Raw genomic sequence first — 25,966 nt, 5'->3', positions numbered from 1 at the left:
ATAGATTGCAGTAGCGCCATTGGGACGGAAGCCGGCCAAGGCCAACAATCAAGATCGGATATCGACTATTCAGGTTTGCCGGTCAGGCTTGCGGAGCAGATCTCCTGAAGCCGGTCCCGCAGCCATTCGGCTGCTCGGTCGCGGTGGCTGCGCTCGTGCCAGAGCAGCCAGTATTCCAGTTCTCCCAGTTGCTCCGGCGCCGGGCGCGAAGCCAGTTCGTGAGTCTGGCTGAAATGGTTTGCCGCCCGTGCGGGCAGCACCATCACGAGATCGCCGGCCGCCAGCATGTCCGGCGCGAGGCCGAAGTAAGGCAGGCTGGCGGCGACCTTGCGCGTGGCGGCGAGCGGGCCGAGCGTCATTGTCACCCGGTCCAGTTCCGCTTCGCTTACAGTGAGGCCGAGATGGGGGTGCTTCAGGAAGGTTTCCACCGTGATCGGCGTGTCATCGCTTACGGCCAGGGGATGATCGCGTCGCGTGACGCAGCGGAAGCTGTCCCTGAAGAGCAACATTCGATGAAGCTGCGCCGGGTCATGGTCGAGCCCGGAAATCGCGAAGTCGATATCGCCCTCCGCCAGCGAGCGGTGCGTGGCATGGCTGAGCTGCACGATGTCGATCGAGATAGCGGGCGCGAGTTCTCGAAGCATTGCGATGGCAGGCAGCAGCACCGACATCACCCCGAAATCGGTTGAGGCGATGCGAAAGCGCCGTTCCACTTCGGCGGGCGCGAAGCTGTCCTCCACGAGCAGGGAGGACGTCGTCGTCACCCAGTCCGCCAGTTTGCCGACAAGTTCCTCACCCCGGCGCGTCCTTGCCATGCCCGCGCCGGAGCGGACCAGCAGCGGGTCCTTCAGTGCGGTCCGAAGCTGCGAGAGCGCTCGGCTTACGCTGGGCTGGCTTACGCCCAGGGCGAGTGCCGTCCCGCTCACGCTTTTAGTCTTGAGCAGGAGCGCGAGGATCAGCAGCAGGTTGGGTGCGATCGGGAGCGACATTTCCGGCGATTATTGCAATTCCTTCGCAGTCGCAATTTTTCCGCCTAACGATGGAATCAGAAAAAATCATTCTAATACAAATTTTTAAGTGATTGGCTGACGAAAGTTGCAAGGAATGCTTCGCATCTTGCAATTGCGGATATTGCTTTATCGCGTTTCATTCGCAATAGCGAAATACATGGCAATCGAGTGGCAATGCATCGTGGAAGGCAAGGCTGCGAATCGTCCGGCCTTACGCGCGGTTGTGGCGGGAACCGCCCATGCGGTGCGGATTGTGTCTCGACTGCAAATCAAGGTTCAGCTATGCGAATGACTCGCATTAGCCAGGCCAAAATGGCTTTTGGCGGGGGTTCGGTAACTTGACGAAATACGCCACAATTCAGCAGACGGACGACGTCGTCCTGCCGGAGCGTCCGAGGGCCCAGCCCCAGGGCGAGGTCGTCGCTCTTCCCGGAGCCTGGGCGGTTTCGCGTTATGGCGAACAACGCCGCCCGAACATCGGCGCGATGCTGGGCGCCACCGCGATCGTCGGCGGGATGATCGCCTCGATGCTGGCACTCAATATCGTCAACGGCCATCAGGAAGCACGCAAGCGGCTGGTGGTCGCCGATCTAGAACAGCCCACGCCGCCGCCTCCGCCGCCGCCCAAATCCCAGCCGCAACCCGTGAAGCAGGTGGTGCAGCCGGTCTCCCCGGTCGTGGCGCCGCCGCCGCCGATCGTGCTGACCTCGGCGCCCGCCACGATCTCCACCTCGCCGGAGCCGCCGGTCGTGCAGGTGGCGATTCCGGGCCCGCCAGCGCCCCAGACGCAGACAGTGGCTGTGGCCCCGGCGCCTCGGATCGAGAACGCAGGGGACCTTTCTTCCAAGATGATCGCTGCGGATCCGCCACGCTATCCGGTGGAATCGCGCCGCAAGCGAGAGCAGGGCACGGTCGTGCTCATGGTCATCCTGGGCGCGGACGGTTCGGTCGCGGATATCTCGGTGTCGAAAAGCAGTGGGTTCGAGCGTCTCGACAAGGCCGCGCTGTCCGCGGTGAGGCGCTGGAAGTGGTCTCCCACGCGGCGCGATGGTGCCGCGGTCATGGTGCGCGGGCTGGTCGAGATTCCCTTCGTCCTCCAGACCTGACCCGCGCGGCGGGGGCAGGGCTTACGGAGCCAGCGCAGCCGGGCGGTGTTCTTCGCCCAGTTCGGCGATGACTTCCCCGGCATTCTTGCCGATGCCGCGCGTCAGGGATGCGGGTAGATCAACCCTGAAGCCGCGAGCGAGCAGGCCTTCCATGGCCCAGCGCACGCAGTAGTCCGCCGCCACGCCGACTACCGTCATGGCCTCCACGCCCGACCCGGCCAGATCGGCGAAGAAGCTGTCGCGGCCTGTCGGCTCACCTTGCGCGCCGCGTGCAGGTTCCATCGCCAGTCCGGGTTCGGCCCACATATCGAACACGCCCTTTTCCAGCGTATAGATCGGAATGAGGGAATCGATGGTGCTTGCATCGAGCACGCTTTCCCAGCCCGCCGTTCCCTTCATGCAATGAATGGGGAACTTCTCGCTTTCCGGAGATCCGGAATAGATTTCAGGCTGATGCGTGTCGAAAGTAAGCAGGACACCGGCGGTCAGCGCGGGATCGAGCGCGTTGAGCCAATCCTGCATCGGCGCCACGATGGCTTGCGCGCCGGGGACGGGCAGGGCGCCGTCGGCATGTACGAAGTCCCCCTGCATGTCCACGACGATGACGAACCGGCGGCTGCCGGAATGCGAAACCGGAGTTGCCGTAAGGTTGAGTGCCCCAGGGTTTGTCATTGCGGGATATCGTCCTAAGAGTTTGTCATGGTCTACACCGATATCGCAACGCGTACATACAATCACAACTGGCGCCTCGACCCGATCGTGCGCAGCCTGCTGGATACGGACTTCTACAAGCTGCTGATGCTTCAGATGGTCCGGCATCTCTACCCGGATGTGCAGGCGACGTTCGAGCTCATCAATCGCACGAAGTCGGTCCGTCTGGCCGATGTGATCGACGAGGCCGAACTGCGCGCCCAGCTCGACCATGCGCGTTCGCTGCGGTTCGGCAAGAAGGAGCTGATCTGGCTGGCGGGCAACAGCTTCTACGGCAAGGCGCAGATGTTCAGCCCGGATTTCATCGCCTGGCTCGCCGATTTCCGCTTGCCGGAGTATGAGCTTCGCAAAATGGACGGCCAGTACGAACTGCGGTTCGAAGGACCGTGGACGCATACCATGATGTGGGAAATTCCCGCGCTCGCCATCGTGAACGAGCTGCGTTCGCGCACGGCGATGAAGGATCGCGGCCGCTTTGAGCTCGACGTGCTCTATGCGCGCGCCAAGGAGAAGGTCGAGCGGCTCGCCCAGCTTCCCGACCTCGTGCTTTCGGATTTCGGCACGCGGCGGCGGCACGGCTTCCTCTGGCAGCGCTGGTGCGTCGAAGCGTTGAAGGAAGGGCTGGGCAAGCGCTTCATCGGGTCATCCAACGTCCTGCTGGCGATGGATGCGGACCTTGAGGCGATCGGCACCAATGCGCACGAATTGCCGATGGTGCTGGCCGCGCTGGCAGACGGCGACGAGGAGCTGCGGCAGGCCCCCTATCGCGTGCTCAAGGACTGGAGCGATCATTATGCCGGCAACCTGCTGGTAGCGCTGCCGGATGCCTTCGGTACGACGTCGTTCCTCGAACGCGCGCCTGACTGGGTGGCCGATTGGACCGGCTTCCGCCCTGACAGCGCGCCGCCGATCGAGGGCGGTGAGCAGATCATCCGCTGGTGGCGTGAAAAGGGCCGGGATCCCCGGACCAAGCTGCTGATCTTTTCCGACGGCATGGATATCGACAGCATCGAGGCGACCTATCGCCATTTCCACGGCCGGGTGCGGATGAGCTTCGGCTGGGGTACCAACCTCACGAATGACTTCCGGGGCTGCGCGCCTTTCGAAACCGATGGGCTCGATCCGATCTCGCTGGTCTGCAAGGTGGTTTCGGCCAATGGGCGGCCCGCCGTGAAGCTGTCGGACAATCCGGCCAAGGCGACCGGCAGGCCCGCCGAGATCGAACGTTACCTGCGCGTATTCGGCGACGGCGGGCGGTTGCGGCAAAGGTCAGCGTCTAGCGCCGCAACCCTGCGTTCGGGACAGGATCAGGCCGCCAGTGCTTCCGCCCGGGCATCCAGCACGACCCGGTTTCGCCCGTCGCGCTTGGCGCGATAGAGCGCGGCGTCGGCGGACTTGATCAGGGTGGAGCCGTCACGCTCCATGTTCTCTTCCCAGGTGGCGATGCCGAAGGACATGGTGGTGGAGCCGAGCGTGCGGCCGCCCTGGTTGACCATCAGTTCGCTGATCGCCTGACGCACGATTTCCACGCGGCCCGCCAGCACGGCGGCCGAAGTGCCGGGCGCGATGATCGTGAATTCCTCGCCGCCGAAGCGGCAGACCACGTCGCCGTCGCGGAAACGGCTGCGCATCTCGGCCGCAACGGCCTGGAGCACGGCATCGCCTGCCTCGTGGCCGAATTCGTCGTTGAAGCGCTTGAAGTGGTCGACATCGCACATGACGAGGCTGAGCGGGCTGCCGGTGCGCGAGGCGCGGGCGATTTCCAGCGCCAGCGTCTCTTCCATGTAGCGGCGGTTGAACAGGCTGGTGAGCGGGTCGCGGATCGTTTGTTCGCGCAGGCCGCGCTGCAGCCTGTGGTTGACGAGGGCAGAGGCGATGTTCTCGGTCAGCACGGTCAGGCGGAAGCGGTTCTCGGCCCCGACCACGCCCTTGAGATAAAGCACGCCGATGACTTCGCCGCCGGCCAGCAGCGGCTCGCAGTGATAGTGGTCGGTTTCGGCCCCGACATGGGCGCAGACGATATCGGAGCCGGGTTCGACCACGAAATGGCTCTGGCCGCGCCGCAGCGCCCAGCACTGGTCCGGTGCGAACCCGGCGGTCTCGACTTCGAGCCCCGCCCACGCCGCGATCGGCACGAGCAGGTTGCGCGAATTGTTGTGGGCATAGAGCGCGCCGGGGATTTCGGGCAGGACGCGCGGCACGAAGACGCGGATGATCGAGGCCAGTTCCTCGTCCGTGCGGGCAGCCTGCATCCGGTGCGCCATGCCGCCCAGCAGTTCGATGACCTCGCCGCGTTCGCGCAGGACATCGGCGTTTCCGCTCAGTTCGAGATTGGCGACGCGCAGCCTTTCCTCGCTGTCCACCTGATCGGCGACGGCGGCCTCAAGCTCCTCGGCCATGGCGTTGTAGCCGCTGGCGAGGCGTTCGAATTCGCTCGAATCCATGGTCGCGTCGATGCGGGCACTGCGATCGCCCGCGCCAAGTTGGCCCATCACGGTCATCATGGCGTCGACCGGGCGGCGGATGCGGCGGATCAGTGCGGTGCCCATCAGGGCGATGATGACGATGGCAAGCGGCGTGCCGATGAGCACCAGCCAGCGGATGTAGTTGAGCCTGTGCTCCACCGCGCCCATCCGCGAGATCGAAAGGGCGCGCTCCTCGCTGAGCAGGTCGCCGACGCGGGCGTCCACCAGCAGCATGATGTAGCGCCCGCGCCCGGTGGCGGCCAGGGCCTGCGCGGCGGCGAAATCGCCGTTGCGGGTAAGTTCGGCGGACTTTTCCAGGTTTGCTGAGCGTTCCTCGATCAGCGAGCGGATCTGGCGGGCGCGTTCGTTCTGCGACGGGTTGTCGGAGGTGAGGGTGACAAGCGCCGCCGCGTCCCGCTTGGAGGCCGCGATTTCCGTGGCGACGGTCTGGCCGAATTCGGGATTATGCGTGAGCACGAACCCGCGCTGGCCAGATTCGGCCTGCTGGAGATGGCTGAGAGCACGATTAGCGGTCTTGAGAACCTGCGAGGAATGCGTCACCCACGTGAGGCTGCCGTGCATCTGCGAAGAACCGTCGAGCAGGAGCCCCGCCAGGACGGCCAACATCAGGCACAGGATGCTGCACAGCATCACGATGCGATTGGACAATGATCCGACCAAGGGGAAACTCCGTAGATCCGCAATGTTTCGCCTTTGGTCAATCGGGGCGACGATGCAACAGAAATCGATTGTCTTGATGAGGTTGTGGCAGGTTAGCGTAGGTTTGCTTAAGTCAGGCGCCGGGGATGTTCCCGCCGTCCACCGGGACGTGGATGCCGGAAATGGCGCGGTTGGCGGGATCTGCGAGGAACAGCACGGCGCGGGCGATATCCTCGGGGGTGGCAAGCAGGCCGAGCGGGCTGAAACTCTCCATGCGGGCGAGGAATTCGCTCTCGGTCTCGCCGCCGTGCATGTTGCCCATGAGCATCGGGGTGGGGACGGCGCCGGGCAGCACGGCGTTGACCCTGATACCGTGGCGGCCTGCCGCCCGCGCCGCCGCCCTGGTGGTCATGAGCGCAGCGGCCTTGGAGGCGCAGTAGGCCGCGCCGTTCGGGTTGGCGGTGATCGACATGCCCGACCCCAGGTTGACCACGGAGCCGCCGCCACGCCCCTTCATATGCCGGATCGCATGTTTGCAGCCGAGGAAAGTGCCGTCGGAATTGATGGCGAAATGGCGCTGCCACAGGTCCAGCGGCATGTCCTCGAAAGCGATGTCGGGCAGATAGAACCCGGCGTTGTTCACCAGGACATCCAGTCCGCCGAGGTGGGTATCCACGAAATCGAGCAGGCCGGACCAGGACGCTTCGCTGGTGACGTCCAGGCGGCGTTCGAGGACAAGGGCCTTGCCGGTGCCGCCATCCTCATCCTCGCAGGCGAGATCCGCGCTCACCACGCGGGCTCCTTCGGCGGCAAAGGCCGAGACGATGGCAGCGCCGATGCCGCCGCGTCCCCCGGTGACGACGACGTTGAGGCCGGAAAACCGCGCGCTGTTCATTTCCTTTGCACTCCATGACGCCTGCGGCCGCCGATCGCGGGAGGCGGGCTCCCGGCCGAGGGGAGCCCGCCGGGACGTTGCTAGAAGCTGTACTTCACCGTGCCCAGCATCGTGCGCGGATTGGCCATGATGCGCGGGTTGATCACCGAAAAGCCGAAGCCGGTCGTCCAGTAGGTCTGGTTGAACAGGTTCTTGCCGGCGATCTGGAAGTTCCATGGGCCCACGTCGTATCCGGCATAGGCGTTGAACAGCTGGGTCGCCTTGACGTGGCCGACCTCCAGATTGTCCGGCGTCGAGAAGTACTGGTCGCGGAAGGCGGCGTCGGCGCCGAGCTTGGCCGTGCCCGGACCCACCGGCAGCGAGTAGTCCACGCCGATGGTGCCCTGGTACTTGGGCAACGAGGGCGGGTTCTTGCCGATCAGCGAACCGACGGCGGAGTCGGTGGAGAGGTATTTGCCCCGGTTGATCGAGCCGTTGCCCCAGATCTGGAGCCCGGTGAGCGGGCGCCAGGCCAGCTCTGCCTCGATGCCGGAAATCCTCACGTTGTAGTTCTCGACAAGGAAGCCGCCGTCATTGAGGTTCACGGTTTCCTGGCGGTCCGTGATCTTGTTGACGAAGCCGGCAATGGAGCCGCGAACGGTCCGGCCGATATCGGCCTTCACGCCTGCCTCCCAGGCTTTCGTGGTCTCCGGGCGATAGGCGGTGGCCAGTTGCGCGGCGGTGGAGGCGAGGCCGTTGTAGCCGCCTGACTTGAAGCCGACCGTGTAGGATGCATAGAGCAGCATGTCGCGCGAGGGCTTGAAGTTGACGCCGAGCTTGGGCGTGAACTTCTCGTAGTGGTCCCGGCTGATCGCGGGCGTGCCGGCCAGCGTGGCGTCCAGGCTCTTGTCTTCCAGCGTGTACCGGCCGCCCGCCACGAGTGCGAGCTTGTCGGTCACGTTGAAGGTGAACTGGCCGTAGCCCGCCCAGGCATTCGTCTCGGCATGGAACCGGGTGGTAGAGGGGGCGAAGAAGATCGTGGAGTTCATGTCCTGATCGCCCTGCTCGTGGAAGTAGTAGAGCCCGACGACATAGTTCACCAAATCGTCCGCCAGCGACCCGGCGAACTGGGTCTCCTGGCTGGCCTGCCATGACTTCGAGCGGCTTTCGCGTTCGAACAGCGAGATCGGCGTATCGCCGGTGCTTTCGATCATCGAGGGGTAGACGCCGCCGGAGAAGTCTTCGCCCCAGCGGTCCTTCAGGCGCGAATAGGCGGTGATCGAAGTAATGGTGCCGCCCGGATAATCGGCGGAAAGGCGCAGCGATCCGCCCTTCTGCGTGACGGTGGTATAGGACGGGAAGGGCGAGAGCACGGTGCGGTAGGAGCCGGAGAGCGGCACGATCCTGCCGTCGTCGCCAGTGACGGTGTTGCTGGCCCACTGGCCGTCGCTGTTGAGATGGACATAGAACAGGTTGAGCCGCCCCTTAACGGCGTCGCCCTTGTAGGCGAGATCGAACTGGCCGCCCTGGAAGTCTTCCTTGCCGACCTTCCGGTCCAGCGTGGCATTGTACTGGCGGCCGCCGTCTCGCGCGCGGACGATGCCGTTGAGCGAGAAGGCCCACTTGCCGTCCTTGCTGAGCGGAACCGAAAGGTAGCCCTTCACGCGGCGTTCGTTCCACGTGCCGTAGCCGACCTGCACGTTGCCGGTCAGCGTGTCGGCAGGCTGCTTGGTGATGATGTTGATCGCACCCGCCGCCGCGTTACGGCCGTAGAGCACGCCTTGCGGGCCGCGCAGCACCTCGATCCGCTCGATCTCGGCAAAGTCCAGCAGGGCGGCCTGCATGCGGGCGTTGTAGACGTCGTTCACGTAAAGCGCGACTTCCGGCTCCGACATGATGTAGCCGCCGTCCGTCACGCCGCCGCCGCGGATATAGGCGGTGAGGCCGGCGCTGCCGCCGGTCACCGAACTCAGGTTCACGTTGGGGGCGAGGCGGCGATATCGGTGGGGGAGAGCACCTGGCGGGTCTCGATCTCCTCGGCGGTGATGGCGGTTACCGAGACCGGAACGTCCTGGAGCCGCTGGTCGATGCGCTGGGCGCTGACCACGATGTCTCCGAAGCCCTGTTGCGGGGCGTCCTGTTCCGACCCTGCTTGCGGTGTTTCCTGGGCCATGGCGACGGCAGGAAGCGCGGTGAGTGCCGTTGCGACCAGCAGCACCCGCATGACAGACTTCTTCATTTGAAAAACTCCGATTTTGAACCTGAACCTTGCTTTTTTTCGTCACCGGACCGCTCTGCGTCGGCTTGGTGCGGCACCTGTCTTCCCGGGCTGCGGGCGGGGGTTTCCCCTGCCTGCCATGTCTTCCTGCACGTCCCGACGGGGCGGAGATGCAGCAGGCGCGCCCTGCGGCGATCGTGATCCACGCGGATCACCGATGGTCGGACATGAAGCGGTGCGGAACCTGAATGTCGCGATTGATCGCCAAGGTCCATGACGATCCGCGCACGGGTTCATGGCGGGACAGATTTTTTCCGCTCCCTCATCCGACAGGCGAACAGGGCCCAGATTCAGCGCCGATCCGGCGGCGGGAAAGTAAATCTCATGGGCATGGACAAGCGCTCGATCGTCATGACGAAGCAGCTTGCGACGCGGTTCACCCCGCAACCGGATGCGCAAGTATTCCGACCTTTAAAGACTGGGACATGCCAAGGAGGGGTGCCTCCCAGCGGTTCTGTTCATTTTTCGATGGAAGCTCGTCTGGAACGAAACTTCTGACCTGTTCGGGTCAGCCCTTCCCGCATGTCGATGTTCGACAGGGAACTTCTCCGGGTACGCGCCGTGAAAGCGCGCGGTCCGGACAACATCGAGGGGCTACCATGATCAGAAACAGTCACATTCTACGTTTCACCACCGCACTTTCAACGGCGCTCGCATGCTGGGCCGCTCCGGCTTTCGCACAGGGACAGTCCGCACCGGCGCAGGCGACTGAAATGGCGCCGGGCGATATCGTCGTCACCGCCCGCAAACGGGAGGAGAGCCTGCTGAAGACGCCGGTCACGGTGACCGCGATGACTTCGGAAACGCTGGAGGCCAAGGGCATCGTCTCGATGCAGTCGCTGGCGAGTTCGACGCCGGGCATCAACATCAACAACAGCTCTTCCGGCCATGCCGACCGTTCCTTCCAGCAGATCTCGCTGCGCGGTTTCACGCCGGTGACGACCAATGCGACGACGACCTCGATGTTCATCGACGGGGTTCCGGTCGCCTCGCCTTCGCCGTTCACCTCGATCAGCGATCCCGAGCGGATCGAGATCCTCAAGGGGCCGCAGAGCGCCTATTTCGGCCGCAATACTTTTGCCGGTGCGATCAACTTCGTGAACAAGGAGCCGGGCGGCGAGTGGCACGGCCAACTGACGGGCATGATCGGCACGCGTGACAACTGGCGCCTGCGCGGCTCGGTCGAAGGCCCTATCATCGGCGACATGCTGACGTTCCGGATTACCGGCGATGCGTTCGACAAGGGCGGATCGTGGAAGAACAGCTATGACGGCGGCACGCTGGGCGATGAATCGACGCGCAGCGCCAGCCTCCTGCTCGTCGCCAAGCCGAGCGACCGGCTCACCGTCAAGGCGTTCGGCATGTGGACGCGTGACGAGGACGGCCCCTCGGCGCAGACGCGGCTCGTGGCCACGGATATCAAGACGCCGGGCGGCACCGTGATCCAGAGCAGCCAGAGCAATTGCACGACGCCGGGCGGCTATGCCGTCATCTGCGGCACCGCGCCGGGCCTCGTCAATCGGGTGAGCGCCAACACCAGCTTTACCAGCCAGCTCAAGAACTGGCTCGACAATCCTGCCGGCCGCCTGCTTTCAAGCGACGAGACGGTCGATCACTATGGTCTGCTGCGCAATTCCATCCACGCGCACCTTACCGCCGACTACGAGATCGATGACAATTTCTCGCTCTCGCTGCTGGCCGGGCACAACGAGGAGAAATGGAGCACCCTGGTCGACCTAGACGGGTTCGACAGTTCGGCCTTCACCGGCACGAGTTACTGGAACACCGCCTATTACGACTTCCCCTACCTGATCGAGCGGGAGATGCACGATTACTCGGCGGAGGGCCGGGTGAACTACGATTTCGGCGCGTCCACGGCGTGGCCGGGGCCAGCTATCTCGAAGCGTGGAACCGGGTGGGCAGCGGCACGCCGATCTACGGCGGCCGCCCCGGCACCACCGGGCGCAACGAGAGCAAGACCCTGGGCATCTTCGCGGGCCTCACTTACGACATCACCGATCGCTTCTCGGTAAGCGCGGAAGGCCGCTACCAGATCGACCGGATCGCCACTTACGCCAACAGCAACCTGACCATCGCCGATTCCATCTATGTCCCGGCGGGCACTTATGCGGCGGGTAGCAAGCTGGCTTCGGACAAGTTCCGCAACTTCACGCCGCGCGTGATCGCCAACTTCCAGATCGACCCGGACCTTATGGTCTACGCTTCCTATTCGCGCGGGGTGAACCCGTCGCAGTTCAACGCCTTCCTGCTGGCCTCGACGACGGATTCGGGCGATCGGGAACTGGCGGCGCAGCAGGGCGTACCGCTTACGGTGCAGCCGGAGAAGCTGACCAACTACGAACTGGGGGTAAAGGGCAAGGCGCTGAACGGCCGGCTGACGTATACGGCGGCCGGATATTACGCGAAGTGGCGCAAGCAGATCACGTCCTATTCGTTCCTGCTGGATGACGGCACCCTGTTCACCGGCGTTGCCAACTCCGGCTCCACCGATCTCTACGGGCTTGAGGCGGAAACGCACCTGCGGCTGGGCGATCTCGTCACCATCGATGCGGCGGGCGCCTATACGGGCACGGACATCAACAGCTTCGTCAATCCTTCCGTAACCGCCTATTCCGGGATCACCGACTTCAGCGGCAAGGAAATGGCGCGTACTTCCAAGTGGTCTGCGAACCTGGGCGTGCAACTCGGCGAGGACTTTGCGCGGGATCGACGATGCCGGCTGGTTCGCGCGGGCGGATTACAGCTTCAAGTCGGGCGTCTGGTCCGACCAGGCGAACCTCATCAAGACGCAGGACCGCCACCTGGTGAACCTGCGCACCGGCCTTTCGCGCGGGAAGGCCTCGATAGAGCTGTTCGTGAACAACGTCTTCAACAACAAGGCCTATACCAGCATCGACGATAACTGGGCGATTGCGCCCGGCTATTCGCTGGCGCGCTACAACGCCGTGCTCGTCGGCCTGCCCGACCTGCGCACCGCAGGCGTGCAGCTTAAGCTGGGCTTCTGATGACAGGCGGCCGTTCCCGGATGGCTGGCCCGTCCGGGAACGGCGTTCCAAACTTCCCTTTCAGACTGGAGACAGTTCTCATGTTCACTCGACGCAAGATTCTGGGCGCGGGCGCGCTTGGCGCCGCCACCTTCGCGCTGCCGCGCATGGCCTTCGCCGCGGAGAAGGCCGATGTCGTCATCATCGGCGCGGGCCTTTCCGGCCTGCATTCGGCCGAGCTCCTGCGCGATCTCGGGATGCGCGTGCTCATCCTCGAAGCGTCCGACCGGGTTGGCGGGCGCGTGCAGACCGTTCAGACCGTGGACGGCCCCATCGACGTCGGCGCCAGCCAGATCGGCCGCAGCTATGCCCGCGTGCTGGACGCCTGCCAGCGCTACGGGCTCAAGCTCGTTTCGGAAGACCGCGACCTGCTTTCGTTCGGCGGTCATATCAAGGACACCTGGATCGACCCGAAGACGTGGGAATCGAACCCGCTCAACCGCACCGTCGGCGATGAACGCAAGATCAACCCGATCCTGATGGGGCAGGCCGTCACCGCGAAATTCAACCCGCTCAAGGAAGTGGACGACTGGCTGGACCCGCGCTTTTCCGGGTACGACACCTCCCTGCGCGAACTGATGAAGCGCAACGGCTACAGCGAGGCGGCGATCGAACTCGCGGCGTTCTCGGCGCCCGGTATCGGCATCGACGAAACCTCGATGCTGCGCATGTGGCAGGAGGAGACGCGCGGAGGCGTCGATCGCCGGACGGGCCAGTCGCCGGTCCAGCACGCGCGGGACCATCCTTTCGGCGAGGCCAACGACCACAACATGATCGACGGCCTCGCCTCCACCAACAACATCGTCGGCGGCTGCCAGCAGCTGCCGCTGGCCATGGCGGCGAAGCTGGGTGACGCCATCCGCCTCGGACGCAAGGTGGCGCGGATCGAGATGACGGACAGCGGCGCCACCGTGACTTGTGCGGACGGCAGCGCGGTTTCGGCAAGGTTCGTGATTTCCGCCGTTCCCTTCTCGGTGCTGCGCCGTGTCGAAATCGTCGCGGGCAGGGACAATCCCCTGCAAAGGCAGGCGATTTCGGCGATGCCCTATGCCAACACCGCCCGCATGTATCTGACGGCCGAGAAGCCGTTCTGGAAGGAAGACGGACTGCCGCCCTCGTTCTCCACCGATGGTCCGATCGGGATGTTCTGGGCGATCGACAATCATACCGGCGAGGGCCGGCACCGGGCGATGGTGGTCATGGTCGGCCTTGTCGCGCAGGCCATCGCGAAAATGGAACATGCCGAGGCGGAAGCCTTCATCCAGAACGAGATCGTCCGCCTCCGCCCCGCTGCGAAAGGACTTCTGCGGCTGGCCACCTACAAGGACTGGATGCGCGATCCCAACCAGCTCGGCTGCGGGTTCAGCCTGGCACCGGGCCAGGTCAACGGCTTTGCCCGGACGATGACCGATCCCTGGCAGGTCATGCACTTTGCGGGCGAGCATACGCGGCGGCTCGATTTCGGTATGGAATCGGCGATGGAAAGCGGTGAACGCGTTGCCGTGGAGATCGGTGCGCGGGCCTGATTTTTGCGGGTAACGAAACAGCAAAAGGCCCGGCAGGCGGAGTGCCTGCCGGGCCTTTTGCTTGCCAGCGGGATCAGAAGCGCAGGGTGGCTTCCATGCCCCATTCGGCCGGACGGGGGACCGAGGCGTAGAGGCACTGCTGGTTGGAGCCATAGGTGGCGGTGTCGCGTTCCACGAAGATGCAGGTCGCGGTGGCGCCGGCGAGGCCTGAGCCGGTCGGGCGCTGGTTGTTGAGGATGTTGCGGCCGAAGAGCGAGAAGTCGATGGCATCGCTGGCGAAGTTGATCCGCGCGTCCACGGTCCAGGCCGAGCGGCCCTTCACGGTGTTGGCGAGATTGGCGTACCAGCTGCCGCGATAGGCGCCGTCCAGACGGAAGCTGGGCGAAAAACCGCCCATTTCCGGCAACTTGTATTCGCCGCCGATGAAGCCGTTCCAGTCCGGCACATTGGCCTGGGTGAGCCCGTCGAGCACGATCGAATTGTCCGCGCTGGCGGGGAACCCGTAAGTCGAGCTGGTGCTGATGATGAGCGGGGTCTTGGTCGTGAACTCCTGGTGGGCATAGCCGACCGAGCCGCGCAGCGTCAGGCGCGGGGTTATCCGGAGGTTCGCCTCGCCTTCGAAACCAAGGATTTTCGAGGCGCCGACGTTGCCCACCGTGGCGATGTTGACGATGTTGCCGTTGACCGTGCGCTCCTGCGTGGAGACGAGCTGCTGGTCCTTCACTTCGTCATAGAACGCGGCGAGGTTGAGGGTCAGGCGGCCGCCGAAGAAGGTGTTCTTGCTGCCGATCTCGTAGTTGAACAGCTTCTCCGGGTCCGCGGCGAGCCCGACATAGTTTCCGCCGACATTCACGAAGCTGTACCGTGCGCTTTTCACGCCCTTGGAAAACAGTGCATAGATCATGCTCTCACCCGTCACCTTGTAGCTCAGGGTGATACGCGGGCTGAAGTCCTCAGAGACGTTGTTGTAATCGACAGAGGTCGGGTAGAACACGCAAGTGGGGCAGGCGGGGGAGGACACCTTCTCGCGGGCGTAGCGCCCTTCGCCGCTCAGCGTCAGCGCGTCGGTGACGTCCCAGTCGAACCCGCCCAGCACCGCCATGTTGGTGAGGTGGTCGTTGCGCGTCACGCCCTTGGGATTGGCGGTGGTGCCGTAGCCGGAGAAGGCGGAGAGATCGTTCTCCCAGAAATAATAGAGCCCCGCCCGCCAGCGGAACGGTTTGCTTCCGGGGGATAGCAGCATGAGCTGGTGGCTGGTGTTCTCGAAAGTCTCTGTCGAGGGGAAGGTGCCCAGCACCGAACTGCGCACCGTTACCGTGCCATCGGTTATCAGGTCGCCGAACACCGGGTCCTTTCCGCGCTGCACCGCGCGGGGAACGGTGGCGACATTGGCCCAGCGCGATTCCCGGAAATAGCCGCCGCGGTAGCTCAGTTCATAATCGCCGAAGGTCTTGGTGACGACGGCGCTGGCGAAGTAGCGGTCGCGTCCGTAGCCGGTGGCGCCCTGCGTGCCGATGGTGTCGAGGTCGCCGTCCGGCAGGTAGGCGGGGAAGAACGCGCCGTTGCCGCGCGCGAAAGGCGCCACCGCGACGCCGGCTGCCAGCCATTCGCGCGGGTGCTGAACCACTTGTGCGGGCGGGGAATCGCGGTCGTGCTGGTACATGCCGCGCAGCTTGATCGAGAAGCTTTCGTCCGGCTTGAAGAACAGCGTGCCCGAGACGACCTGCGTGCGTTCGCGCCCGATCGCGGTGCCATCGTCAACCGACTTCGCGAAGGCGCCGTTCTGCATCAGCGAGCCGGAAACCGAGAACCACAGCGCATCCTTCACGATTGGCGCGGTAATGGTTCCGCCGAAGTAGTAGCTGGCGTCCGGCGCCTTGTTGGTGAGGCTGCCGCGCGCCTTGACGAAGCCGGTCACGGCATCGCCCGAGGGATCGGCGGTGACGTAGTTGATCGCGCCGCTGTAGGTGGCGCGGCCGAAGGTGGCGCTTTGCGGGCCCTTGATGATCTCCACGCGCTGGAGGTTCTCCAGATCGAGCGAGGCGAGCTGCCCGGACAGGGCCACGCCGTCGATGAAGATCGAGATGCCCTGGTAGCGTTCGTCCGAAGTATTGGGGGCCAGGCCGCGCAGCGAGTAGGCCGAGGGATCGTTGCGGCCCGAGCCGGCGAAAAGGCTGAGGTTCGGCGTGATCTTCTGGAGGTCTCGCGCGTCGCGGATCTGGGCACCGGCGAGATCCTGGTCGCTCAGCGCGGTGATCGCCAGCGGCACGTCCTGAAGGCTTTCCTTGCGGTTCTTGGCGGTGACGACGATGGTATTGCCGCCTTCCGCGTCGCCGGCCTGCTGGGCCTGCGCCGGGGCCGTCGCCAGCATGGCGGCGGTGGCGATCAGGCTGGTCGTCAATGCTGTTCTTTTCAACTTACCGGTCATGGACGCTTTCCCTCATGTTATTTGTTCTTGAGGGGACATGCTGTCGCAGTCGGGTGAGTATTTTTCTGAAGTATTTCCCCTATCCGATGGACGGATAAAGAAAATATCGCGAAGATGGCTGCGGGGCGAGACGCTGGAAGCGCCCGCCCTGCAGGGGGTTGGAACTGGCTTTTTCCGGTCAGGCGGCAGTGGCGTTCAGGGCATTTCCTTCGGCTGTTTCAGAAGCCTGCGCAGCGTGTTCTGGCGCGGCCTGGCCCGGAAGCCGGTAGCGCAGCATGATGAGGCCCGCGGCCACCGCGGCGAGCGAGGGCACGACGGAGAGCGCCACGATGATCCCGAGCCGCACGCTGGGAGGCTGCGCATCCGCGCCGTTGCCGGTGGAGGACACGAACCCGACCCAGGCCATGGTCATGCTGAACACGAAGGTTCCGAAGGCGGCCGTGCCCTTCTCCACCATGACGAAGACGCCTGCGAGCATCCCGGCGCGGCTGTCTCCCTGTACCTGGCGCGAATAGTCCATCGTGTCGGTCAGCACGGTGTAGAGACCGAGGAAGATGCCGCCGGTGGCGATGCCGGAAACCAGCGCGCAGAGATGGACGAAGGGTTCGGGCCGGGCGGCGGGAACGAAGAGCCAGCTGAAATAGGCGAGCGCGCAGAGCGCACTGGCGCCCAGCAGCGCGTTGCGGCGGCCGTGGCGCGCGGCAAGCCTTACCCAGAAGTACTGCGAGCCCATCATCGCCAGCGTCTGCACGAGGAAGATCGAGCCCAGCGTGCTGTCGGCCACGCCCAGCACGTGGCGCGTGTAGAAGGGGATCGCCGCCATGTGGACGGTAAGGCCCGAGAACAGCACGAGCTTGAAGCCGATCAGGCAGAGGAACGGCCGGTTGCGGCGCAGGGCACCCACCGCCTCGCGCAGGGAGCCATCGCCGGATGGCGCGCTTTCCGCCGCTTCGCCTTCGCGCAGCAGTGCGAAGGAAGCCGCCCCGCCAAGGGCGATGAGCACGCCCAGCACGATCGCCACCATGCCGTGCCCGGCACGGTCGCTGCCGATGCGCGAAAGCAGGAACGGCGCGGCGGCGGTCGCGGCCATGTTGCCGAGTGAGGAGCCGTAGACGCTGAAGGTCATCAGCTTGGAGCGTTCCTGAAAGTTCGACGTGATCGCCCGCCCCAGCGCCAGATAGGGAATGCGGAACAAGGTATAGGCGGTGGAGAAGAACAGCAGCGTCATCCCCACCCAGACCCAGAGGCCGGTGCCCAAAAGCGCCGCAGGCACGTTGAACAGCATGACCATGGAAAGCCCGGCCATCAGCCCGCCGCCCAGCAGATAGGGGCGGTACTTGCCGAAACGGGTGTGCGTGCGGTCGCCGATGTGGCCCATCAGCGGGTCGCAGGCGGCATCGTATATCTTGGCAAGGACGGTCAGCATTCCGGCCAGCCCGATGGCAAGGCCGAGCGAATCCGTCATGAACCGCAAGTGCAGCAGGCCCACGGCGCTGACCAGCGCCGAGGACGTGAAGGAGCCGATCGCCCAGCCGAGATATGCAGTCTTCTTCACGCGTGTTCCTTGCAGCGAGGGGGGCTATGGGCTCAGCGGGCTTGGTCGGACCAGACCTTCGTCATGTCGGAACTGCCGGACAGGGGGCAGCCTTCGCCGGGAAGCTGCACCGCGACCATGAACGAGCCTTCCGGCCCGGCTTTCGAGATGTGGCCCTTGCCGGTGCAGTCCTCGGCATAGGCGAGGTCGCCGTGGCGCAGTTCGTATTCGGTGCCGTCATGAAGGCCGATCATCATCGACCCGAAGATCGGGATCAGCAGGGTCGGCTGGCTGGCGACGTGGAAGCCGAAACCGGCGCCGGGCTGCGATCCGCCCAGGGTGACGCGCGCGGCGGTGCGGCGCAGCAGCGTGGCGATGGCCTGGCCGCGCGGCTCGACCACTTCGAGTTGTTCGGCCCGGGTCAGCCCGTCTGGTCCGGAATAGAGGTGAAAGACCCGCTTCAGCCAGGGAACCGTGCCGCCGCTGCCGGGAAATTCCATCGGCAGGTTCGGGCCCTGGACCGGCTCTACCCGGATGCCGGGAGCGCTGCCCGCCACCGCCGGGCCGGAAATTCCCAGCATCGCGAGACGCGCCGCGCCGCCAAGGAATTCCCGCTTGCCGGGATCGAAGGTCATGCTGCCCGCGCCGCTTGCGCGGGGCGCGGGGCGAAGGCGCGCGGTTCGTCGTCGGGGCGGTGCCAGATCAGCGGTAGCAGTTCGCCGGGTTCGGGGTGAACGCCGTCGGGCTGGCTCATCAGGTCCATGCCGTGGACCGGCATCAGCCCTTCGCGCGGGCACCAGTAGCAGTCGTCGCCGATCATCCGCATGGCAAGGCCGGTGCGGGCGAGCGTGTCGGAATCGTTGCCCTTGGAATAGTGCGGGATATCGACATGGAACAGCACGGCGTCACCCGGCTGGAGATCCCAGGTGACGAAGCGGAACGGGAAATCCGGATTGTCGCGCTCGGCTTCGAAGTCGGGGAAGCGGAAGGTGCCGTCTCCGGCGGGGCCGAAGCGCGAGCCGGTGTCGATGCAGAAGCGGTGATAGCCCGCGACGAATTCGATCCGGCCGTTTTCCTCGTTCACCGGCGACAGCGCGACCCACAGGTTGGGGATCATGGTGCCGGTGAAGGGCCAGAGGTGATCGGCATGCCACTGCATGATCGCGGGCGATTGCGGCGGCTTGCGGAACAGGTGATCGTGGAACATCTGCACGTTGTCCGCCTCGATCACGCGGCCCACGATCTCGCCGGCGGGCGAGTTGAAGGCGAAGTCGCGGAATATGCCCGGCTTGTGCCAGAGGTGCGAAACCGAGACCATGGCGCCGTGCGAGGGGCCGGTAAGGCCGTGTGCGGCGGGATCGGCGGATACTTCGAGCGCGGCCTGCTGGAGACGCTCGATCCATTCCGCGTCGAACATCTGGCGCAGGCAGACCACGCCGTCGCGGCGATAGGTCTCGATGTGCTCGGGCGTGACGGGGTTGAGGGGATGCTTGTTCATCGCCGGACTCGCTGTGAGGAAAAAAGGGGCCACGGTGAGCGACTGGAACCCAGCGCAGCCAGTGGCGGCATGTTGCTTGGGCTTGGCGAGGCGGAACGGAGAACTAATTTTGACCTGTGATAGAGCGCCTCTATCACCCGGGCAGCAGCGGCCATCATGCCGCGATCTTCGGGGTGGGCAGCGCCTTGGGATGGTCGGGAACCTGCATCGTGCGCAGCAGCGACTTCAGCCGCCGCACCGCCAGCGTCTCGTAGCAGCCGTCGATCCACAACAGGCCGAGCGGCGGCCCCTCGATGTTGGAGCCGGGCACCTGGCGCACGGTGCCGCCCTGCAGTTCGGTGGCGAACTGGCTTTCCGGCACCATGCCCAGCAGGCCGCCGTCCATGACCATCCGGCGGATCAGGTGCATCGAGGCGGAGCGGATCGCCACCATGTTCTCGGTCATCCCGAAGCGTGCGAGCAGTTCCAGCACCATGTTGGTATTGCTGCGATCGCCACTGCTGGCGGTCACCTGCCGCGCGCCGACATTGGGGGCGTCTGCCTGCGCCCAGGCATGTTCGGTGATCGGGCCGCCGCTTTCGATCTGTTCGAAGATCGCGTGATCGGGGCGGGCGAAGATCGAGTAATACTGGCGCAGCAGCGGCTCGAAGGCGATTTCGTCGGCGTCCTCGTCCTCGGGCGGGGCGGCGGAGAAGGCCAGGTCCAGTTCGCCGCGTTGCAGGCGGGCGATGAGGTCGGCGCTATAGGCTTCCACCACGCGCAGGGTAACGGCGGGCTCGCGTTCGCGAAAAGCGGCGATGGTGTGGGCGAACTGGCTGTTGAGCAGCACCGGGTGGACGCCGATCACGATCACCTGCTGGCGGTTCTTGCGCTCCACTTCGGCGAGCAGGCGGGCATGTTCGCTGACGATCAGGCGCGCGCGCACGATCAGCGTCTCGCAGGCTTCCGTCGGGCGGATGCCGGAGGGGCCGCGCACGAACAGCGAGAGGCCGAGGCTTTCCTCCAATTGCCGGATGCTCCAGGTGAGCGCGGGCTGCGACATGCCGAAACGGCGCGCTGCCTTGCGGAAACTGCCTGCCTCGTAGACGGCGATCATGCGTTCGAGCTTGACGATGTTCATCGGCGGGGGGCCTCCTGGTTGCGTTGCCCGGGGAGGTTCGATCAAGCTTCTCTCGCAGGGTAATAGATTTCTTGGATTATTCGCCTCTCGGTCACCTGCCAGTTTTTCGGGGTCAGATTTGAAGCCGGCACGCATCGTGGCCCGGCCTTGGGGAGGGCCGTCATGTCGCTTGAAATCCTGGGAGTCCTGCTCCACCGCAATGCCTCGGAAGTGTCGCCGCCGGGCGGGCCGAGCTTCGATGTGGAGACGATCGGCACGCTGGCCCGCGCTTTCGACGAGAACGGCTTCGACCGCGTGCTGATCCTCCAGAACTCCTACGCGCCGGACCCTTTCGCCATCGCCAGTTACGCGGCCGCGATCACCCGGCGGCTATCCTTCATGGTGGCGCATCGGCCCGGCTTCATCGCGCCGACCATGGCCGCGCGCATGTTCGCCACGCTTGACCGGCTGAGCGGCGGGCGTGCCGGGGTCCATGTCATCACCGGCGCCAACGATCTGGAACTGGCCTGCGACGGGGATTACCACACCAAGGACGAACGCTACCGGCGCAGCGGCGAATATGTGGAGATCATGCGCCGGGTCTGGGCCGCGCGCGAGCCGGTGAGCCATGCGGGCGACTGGTACCGGTTCGACCGGGCACTGGCGGAAATCCGGCCGGAGGGCGGCGCCATCCCGGTCTACTGGGGCGGAGCTTCTCCGCTGGCGCTGGAAGTGGGCGCGCAAGTGGCGGATGTCTACGCGATCGGCGGTCTCAAGCCGCTGGCGCAGATGGAAGATGCGGCGGCGCAGGTCAAGGCGGCCTGGGCGGCAACCGGCCGTCCCCTGCGCCTCCAGACATCGGCGCGGGTCATCCTTGGCGAGACCGAGGAACAGGCATGGCAGGCCGCGCGCGCGGTGATCGAGCAGCTTCGCGACACTGCAGCGATGCAGCAGGCGAAAATCTCCGAAGCCGATGCCGGAAAGGGCGAGGCGACCGGCACCGCCATGCGGCTCGACCCCAGGCTGGCCACGACGCGCGGCGGTTCGGGGCGTGAGGAACTGGAGGCGCTCGCCGGTGGCAGCGAACTGATCGACAAGCGCCTCTGGACCGGGATCACCCGCGCCTCGATCGATTTCTCGACGCCGATGCTGCCGCCCGCGCTGGTGGGCACGGCCGAGCAGGTGGCGGATGCCTTGATGGACTATTATGCCATGGGCATCGGCGGCTTCTTGCTGCGCGGATTCGACCTGCTGGGCGATATCGCGGTCCACGGGCGCGAACTGATCCCGCGCCTGCGCGAACTGGCCGCCCGCCATGACGAGAAGTCCGGCGCCGACCTCGCCGCCGCCGGTTCCCGCGTCAGTGCCTGAAGGAGAACAAGGCGCATGAAACTGCTCGTTCCGTTCGCCGCCGTGCTGGCGCTTGCGGCGCCCGCGCTGGCCGATCCGGCGCCCGTCACCCCGCTTTCTCCCACCGGCAAGGCCATGCGCATGATGCACATGTACGGCGGGGAGGACGGCGAATCCCATCTCGAGATCATCGACCTGCCGCTGACCGGCGGGGGCGACGGGCGTTCGGTGCAGTCGCGCCTGCGCGCCACCGATGTCGAGATCGGCGATACGCTGCCCGGCGGTTTCATCGATTTCCACGGCGTTTCCACCCCGCGTTTCCTGATCGTCCTGTCAGGCCAGCTCGAAGTGGGGCTGGGTGACGGTTCTAAGCACATCCTTTCCAAGGGCGACATCGTTCTGGCGGACGACGTGACCGGGCGTGGCCATACCTCGCGCATGATCGGCACCGAGCCCGTGCGCATCCTCACCGTCCGATTGCCGAAGGACAGCGCGCTCGTGCCCAAGGCCGAGAGCTGCCCCGATGGCATGCCCGCCGACCAGTGCGTGGCGGCGCGGCTGGGAAAGCAGGGCGAAGCGCGCAAGTGAACCGCCACCCACGGTGATGGCGGGGTGTGCGGAGCGGGTGGGTCCGCCAGTCGGATAGACGCGATGGCGCCGTTCGTTCCGGCACCGGCAGAAGCGACCTTTCGCGGCAGCAGCGCTCGCTGCGTTCGCGAAAGGTTTTTTGCATGGTTCGCCGCAAGATAGTCTCCTCCGCCGCGCTGCTGGCGGCCGTATCCGCCATCGCGGCGGCGCTGCCGGCGACGGCGCAGATGCAGTCGCCCAAGCTCGATCCCTCCACTTGCGTGATGCCCCCGTTCTATTCCGGCCCCGCGCCCTACAAGTCGGTGGAGCAGCTTCCCGACCGGCGCGTGACCTTCCGCCTCTGCGCGCCGAACGCATCGGAAGTGCTGCTGACCAGCACCGATATCGCCACGGTCATTCCCATGGGCTTCCCCGCCGGTACGCCGCAGGGCCTTGCCATGGCGAAGGACGCGACCGGTCTCTGGACCGTCACCACCGCCCGCCCGGTGCCGGCGGACACTTACCGCTTCGCCTTCCGCGTGGACGGGGTGAAGACCGTGGATCCGCTCGGCAAGACTTTCTCCGAGGAGCTCAAGGGCATCAATTCGACATTCGAGGTGCGCGGCCCCGAAGGCGATTTCCAGACGTGGAACCCGCAAGTCGCGCATGGCGCGGTATCGACGATCGAATACTGGTCGAAATCGCTCGGCATCGCCCGCCGCGCCCATGTCTATACGCCGCCCGGCTATATGAAGGACGGCCGCAAGTATCCGGTGCTCTATCTCGTGCACGGCGCGGGAGACAGTGACGACAGCTGGACCAGCGTGGGCCGGGCCAATGCCATCCTGGACAACCTGATCGCCGCCGGAAAAGTCGTGCCGATGATCGTCGTCATGCCGGACGGCCACACCCCGCTGCGCGAAGGGGTGATGACGCTCGACAACCCCGATTTCGGCGCCGACCTGATCGGCGACCTGATCCCCTATGTCGATGCCGCTTACCGCAGCGACGCCCGGCCAGAGGCACGGGCCATGGCGGGGCTGTCTATGGGCGGATCGCATACCCTGCGAAACGGGCTAACGCACCCGGACCAGTTCCGCTGGATCGGCATATTCTCGATGGGGCTGAGCAAGGGCAACGCCTTCAACGGCGTGGAGACGTATGCCGCGAAATACGATGCCGAACTGAAGCGCAGCGCGAAGGAACTGAAGCTCGTCTACTTCGCGATGGGCAGGGAGGATTTCCTTCACGAGACGGTCGCGCCCACGCGCGCGCTGTTCGATCGCTACCACATCGCGCACGTCTATCACGAAACCGGCGGCGGCCACGAATGGGTGAACTGGCGGCGCTATCTCGCCGATTTCGCGCCGCGCCTGTTCCGCTGAAGGCAGGCCCGGGCGCGCCTTTTGCGCGCCCGGGCCTGCCTTCTGGCTTCAGTCCTTCCAGCGGCGCGCTTTCATCGTCACGGTCACCGGCGCGCCCAGATGCTCGGCATCGGTGCCCACCGCGAAAGCGTAACGGCCCGCCGGGATCGTCCAGCTTCCATCCTTCCAGTCCGCCAGCAGGCGCGGGTCGATCGTCATCGCCACTTCGCCCGAGGCGCCCGGCGCCAGTTCCACGCGGCCGAAGCCGACGAGACGGCGTTTCGTCTCTCCTGCCCGGTCGGTCAGGTAGAGCTGTACCACGTCCGCACCTGCCCGCGCGCCGGTGTTGGTCACGGTGACGCGCGCGGCGGAACCCTTGATCACCGGCTTGCCTTGCGCGAACGCGGTGTAGCTGAGCCCGTGGCCGAAGGGGAACAGCGGCCGGACCGCTGTGCGGGCGAACCAGCGATAGCCGAGGTCCGAACCTTCGATGTCGTAGTCTGCGGGCAGCTTGTCCTTGCCTCCCTTCGGATTGCCGCCGAAGTCCGGCTCCACCCAGTCGCTCCCGTCCAGGCGGGGGCGGGGAAGCTGGCTCTCGTCGGCCGGGAAAGTGATCGGCAGGCGGCCCGAGGGGTTGGTTTCGCCGAACAGCACCGAAGCGATTGCCTCGCCGCCGCGCGCGCCGGGATACCACGCCTCGATCACGCCCCTGACCTTGCCCAGCCAGGGCATCTTCACCGGGCCTCCGGTTTCGAGCACGACGATGGTATTCGGATTGGCGGCGGCAACTGCCTCGATCAGCGCATCCTGTCCGCGCGGCAGCGACAGGTCCGGCACGTCCAGCCCTTCGGTCATCCACTGGGTGGCGAAGACGATGGCCACTTCCGAACGCGCGGCCAGTTCGGCCGCGTCCTTGATGTACTGACCCTGGCGGTAGAGCACGGCGGCGCCCGGCGCCTGCGCCTTGATCGCCGCCATCGGGCTGGAGCGGTGGTAGGATTCCGAGATGAACCCGGCCCATACGCCCGACCCTGCCACCGGCAGCTTCACCGCAGGCCCGCCTTCGCCCATGACCTGGCTCGACCCGGCGCCCGAAAGTACGCCGCCGTCGGCATACCCGCCGATGACCGCGATGGACTTCGCGGTACTGGCCAGCGGCAGCACATGGCCTTCGTTTTTCAGCAGGACGATGCCCTGCTTGGCGACCTCCTCGGCAATAGCGGCATGGGCGGGCCAGTCTATCACGCCGCCGGGCTCTGCGGGATGGCTGTCCAGCCCGGCGGCATAGACGGCGGTCAGGATACGGGTGTTCATGTCATCGAGCCGGGCGGCCCATGCCGGATCGGACGCGGCCTTTTCGGCCAGCTTCGCGCCGAAGAACACGCCCGGATCGAGCTGGTCGCCCGATTGCTGGTCAAGCCCGTTCATCGCCGCGTCGATCGAGGGCACGGCTCCCCAGTCCGACATGACGAAGCCCTTGTAGCCCCATTCCTGCTTGAGCACCTTGTTGAGCAGCCAGTCGCTGGAGCAGGCCTGCGCCCCGTGAACGCGGTTGTAGGCGCACATGACCGAGCCCGGCTGGCCCTGCTCGATGCCGATCTGGAAGGCCAGCAGGTCGCTTTCATGGGCGGCGGCGGGCGCGATCTTCACGTCCACGTACTTGCGGCCGGTTTCCTGCCCGTTGAGCGCGAAGTGCTTGATGGTGGAGATGATATGGTTGGATTGCACGCCCCGGATCGCCGCGCCCGCCAGCACGCCGGACAGCAGCGGGTCTTCCGAGAAGTATTCGAAAGTCCGCCCGTTGCGCGGATCGCGGGCCAGGTTCACGCCGCCTGCAAGAAGGACGTTGAAGCCCTTGGCCCGCGCTTCCGAGCCGATCATCGCGCCGCCGCGCTCGACCAGTGCGGGGTTCCAGCTTGCCGCCTGCGCCACGGCCGAGGGCAGGGCGGTGGACCAGTCCTTGCGCGCGCCCATCACCCAGCTCACGCCGAGGCTGGCATCGGTTTCCCGCAAGTGCGGAATGCCGAGCCGGGCAACGCCGGGAATGTAGCCCGCGCCGATGATCGCTTCGGCCGGGATCTCCACTTTCGGGCCGCCGCCGGGCAGGGGCATGATGCCGTGAGTGATGACCACCTTTTCCTGCGCGGACATGCGGGAAACCGTTTCGCCCGCGCGCTTCTGTGCGGCCGCAAGGTCGATGGCGCGGCTGTCGCGTTCGGCTGCGGGCGCGGGCGCGGCGATAACCAGTGAAACGGCTGTGCAGGCGAGCAGGCGGGAAATCATTGCGGAAGGTCTCCAGGAGAGGGAGGATCGCCCCGAAATTCGGGTCTCGGGGCTTCGCGGCCACCATGGATCGCTGCCGAAGGGTGTCCACGCAGCGGACCGCCACGTCCGTCTGGTGGATAAACCGCGCAATTGCCGCGATGCGGCA

Annotated in this window: 21 protein-coding genes; 9 read left to right on the top strand and 12 right to left on the bottom strand. The window is 65.5% G+C overall.

All coding sequences use genetic code 11. The annotated features are described in order from the left end of the window. Positions 1–65 precede the first annotated feature (65 nt). Entirely contained in the window at positions 66–989 is a 924-nt protein-coding gene (locus tag ADT71_RS18250; RefSeq protein ID WP_054439050.1) for a LysR family transcriptional regulator, read from the bottom strand. 359 nt (positions 990–1,348) lie between these two features. Here ADT71_RS18250 and ADT71_RS18240 point away from each other — a divergent pair, with 359 nt between their 5' ends. Next, the gene (locus tag ADT71_RS18240; protein WP_054439048.1) at positions 1,349–2,116 is read left to right on the top strand and encodes an energy transducer TonB; all 768 of its coding nucleotides are present in this window, start codon (positions 1,349–1,351) and stop codon (positions 2,114–2,116) included. A 21-nt stretch (positions 2,117–2,137) separates the two neighbouring features. Here ADT71_RS18240 and ADT71_RS18235 read toward each other — a convergent pair whose 3' ends face one another. Beyond that, positions 2,138–2,788, bottom strand: a complete 651-nt coding sequence (locus ADT71_RS18235; protein ID WP_132469567.1) for a cysteine hydrolase family protein — start codon at positions 2,786–2,788, stop codon at positions 2,138–2,140. Positions 2,789–2,815: 27 nt separating this feature from the next. Here ADT71_RS18235 and pncB point away from each other — a divergent pair, with 27 nt between their 5' ends. Beyond that, a complete protein-coding gene (gene pncB / locus ADT71_RS18230) occupies positions 2,816–4,204 on the top strand; it encodes a nicotinate phosphoribosyltransferase (RefSeq protein ID WP_082370436.1) in 1,389 nt (462 codons plus the stop codon). On the opposite strand, the gene ADT71_RS18225 is transcribed toward pncB, so the two are convergent. From ADT71_RS18225 to ADT71_RS34060, 4 genes are all read right to left on the bottom strand, one after another. Next, positions 4,135–5,943: a diguanylate cyclase gene (locus tag ADT71_RS18225; protein ID WP_197283080.1), complete on the bottom strand. Its 1,809-nt coding sequence runs from the start codon at positions 5,941–5,943 to the stop codon at positions 4,135–4,137. The genes pncB and ADT71_RS18225 overlap by 70 nt on opposite strands. A 142-nt stretch (positions 5,944–6,085) precedes the next feature. Next, positions 6,086–6,847 (bottom strand): SDR family NAD(P)-dependent oxidoreductase, encoded by a 762-nt coding sequence (locus ADT71_RS18220; protein ID WP_054439047.1) that lies wholly within the window; start codon positions 6,845–6,847, stop codon positions 6,086–6,088. A gap of 80 nt (positions 6,848–6,927) precedes the next feature. Beyond that, positions 6,928–8,805: a TonB-dependent receptor gene (locus ADT71_RS18215; protein ID WP_304437746.1), complete on the bottom strand. Its 1,878-nt coding sequence runs from the start codon at positions 8,803–8,805 to the stop codon at positions 6,928–6,930. Next, a complete protein-coding gene (locus tag ADT71_RS34060; RefSeq protein ID WP_231636017.1) occupies positions 8,802–9,065 on the bottom strand; it encodes a hypothetical protein in 264 nt (87 codons plus the stop codon). Before ADT71_RS34060 ends, ADT71_RS18215 begins: the two co-directional genes overlap by 4 nt. A 638-nt stretch (positions 9,066–9,703) precedes the next feature. On the opposite strand from ADT71_RS34060, the gene ADT71_RS34055 reads away from it, so the two are divergent. The 4 genes from ADT71_RS34055 to ADT71_RS18205 all read left to right on the top strand — a co-directional run bounded on the left by ADT71_RS34055 (position 9,704) and on the right by ADT71_RS18205 (position 13,695). After that, positions 9,704–11,137: a TonB-dependent siderophore receptor gene (locus ADT71_RS34055; RefSeq protein ID WP_054439046.1), complete on the top strand. Its 1,434-nt coding sequence runs from the start codon at positions 9,704–9,706 to the stop codon at positions 11,135–11,137. Further along, positions 11,020–12,027: a TonB-dependent receptor gene (locus ADT71_RS34050; RefSeq protein WP_231636016.1), complete on the top strand. Its 1,008-nt coding sequence runs from the start codon at positions 11,020–11,022 to the stop codon at positions 12,025–12,027. The genes ADT71_RS34055 and ADT71_RS34050 overlap by 118 nt, the downstream gene beginning before the upstream one ends. Further along, complete coding sequence (locus ADT71_RS34045) at positions 11,981–12,130, top strand: hypothetical protein (RefSeq protein WP_231636015.1); 150 nt, start codon at positions 11,981–11,983, stop codon at positions 12,128–12,130. The genes ADT71_RS34050 and ADT71_RS34045 overlap by 47 nt, the downstream gene beginning before the upstream one ends. An 80-nt stretch (positions 12,131–12,210) precedes the next feature. After that, a complete protein-coding gene (locus ADT71_RS18205) occupies positions 12,211–13,695 on the top strand; it encodes an NAD(P)/FAD-dependent oxidoreductase (protein ID WP_054439045.1) in 1,485 nt (494 codons plus the stop codon). Between the two features lie 73 nt (positions 13,696–13,768). Here the strand turns inward: ADT71_RS18205 and ADT71_RS18200 are convergent, their stop codons facing one another. The 5 genes from ADT71_RS18200 to ADT71_RS18180 form a co-directional block, all read right to left on the bottom strand. Beyond that, on the bottom strand, positions 13,769–16,123 hold the full coding sequence (locus ADT71_RS18200; protein WP_082370434.1) for a TonB-dependent receptor: 2,355 nt from the start codon (positions 16,121–16,123) through the stop codon (positions 13,769–13,771). A gap of 178 nt (positions 16,124–16,301) precedes the next feature. After that, the gene (locus ADT71_RS18195) at positions 16,302–17,678 is read right to left on the bottom strand and encodes an MFS transporter (RefSeq protein WP_054439042.1); all 1,377 of its coding nucleotides are present in this window, start codon (positions 17,676–17,678) and stop codon (positions 16,302–16,304) included. 32 nt (positions 17,679–17,710) lie between these two features. Further along, positions 17,711–18,292 carry a hypothetical protein gene (locus ADT71_RS18190; RefSeq protein WP_054439040.1) on the bottom strand — a complete coding sequence of 194 codons (582 nt, stop codon included), beginning with the start codon at positions 18,290–18,292 and terminating at the stop codon, positions 17,711–17,713. Then, positions 18,289–19,155, bottom strand: a complete 867-nt coding sequence (locus ADT71_RS18185) for a phytanoyl-CoA dioxygenase family protein (protein WP_054439039.1) — start codon at positions 19,153–19,155, stop codon at positions 18,289–18,291. The genes ADT71_RS18190 and ADT71_RS18185 overlap by 4 nt, the downstream gene beginning before the upstream one ends. Before the next feature lie 154 nt (positions 19,156–19,309). Further along, positions 19,310–20,275, bottom strand: a complete 966-nt coding sequence (locus ADT71_RS18180) for a LysR family transcriptional regulator (RefSeq protein ID WP_054439038.1) — start codon at positions 20,273–20,275, stop codon at positions 19,310–19,312. A 162-nt stretch (positions 20,276–20,437) separates the two neighbouring features. On the opposite strand from ADT71_RS18180, the gene ADT71_RS18175 reads away from it, so the two are divergent. From ADT71_RS18175 to ADT71_RS18165, 3 genes are all read left to right on the top strand, one after another. Then, a complete protein-coding gene (locus tag ADT71_RS18175) occupies positions 20,438–21,625 on the top strand; it encodes an LLM class flavin-dependent oxidoreductase (RefSeq protein WP_054439037.1) in 1,188 nt (395 codons plus the stop codon). Between the two features lie 15 nt (positions 21,626–21,640). Further along, a complete protein-coding gene (locus ADT71_RS18170; protein ID WP_054439036.1) occupies positions 21,641–22,192 on the top strand; it encodes a cupin domain-containing protein in 552 nt (183 codons plus the stop codon). Positions 22,193–22,335: 143 nt separating this feature from the next. Beyond that, complete coding sequence (locus tag ADT71_RS18165) at positions 22,336–23,556, top strand: alpha/beta hydrolase-fold protein (protein ID WP_054439034.1); 1,221 nt, start codon at positions 22,336–22,338, stop codon at positions 23,554–23,556. Positions 23,557–23,604: 48 nt separating this feature from the next. Here the strand turns inward: ADT71_RS18165 and ADT71_RS18160 are convergent, their stop codons facing one another. Next, the gene (locus tag ADT71_RS18160) at positions 23,605–25,818 is read right to left on the bottom strand and encodes a beta-glucosidase (RefSeq protein ID WP_054439032.1); all 2,214 of its coding nucleotides are present in this window, start codon (positions 25,816–25,818) and stop codon (positions 23,605–23,607) included. Positions 25,819–25,966 lie beyond the last annotated feature (148 nt).

The organism is Novosphingobium sp. ST904 (genome assembly GCF_001298105.1).
Lineage (GTDB): Bacteria > Pseudomonadota > Alphaproteobacteria > Sphingomonadales > Sphingomonadaceae > Novosphingobium.
Note: the sequence above shows the minus strand (reverse complement) of the source record. Positions and strands in the feature narration are given on the sequence as shown.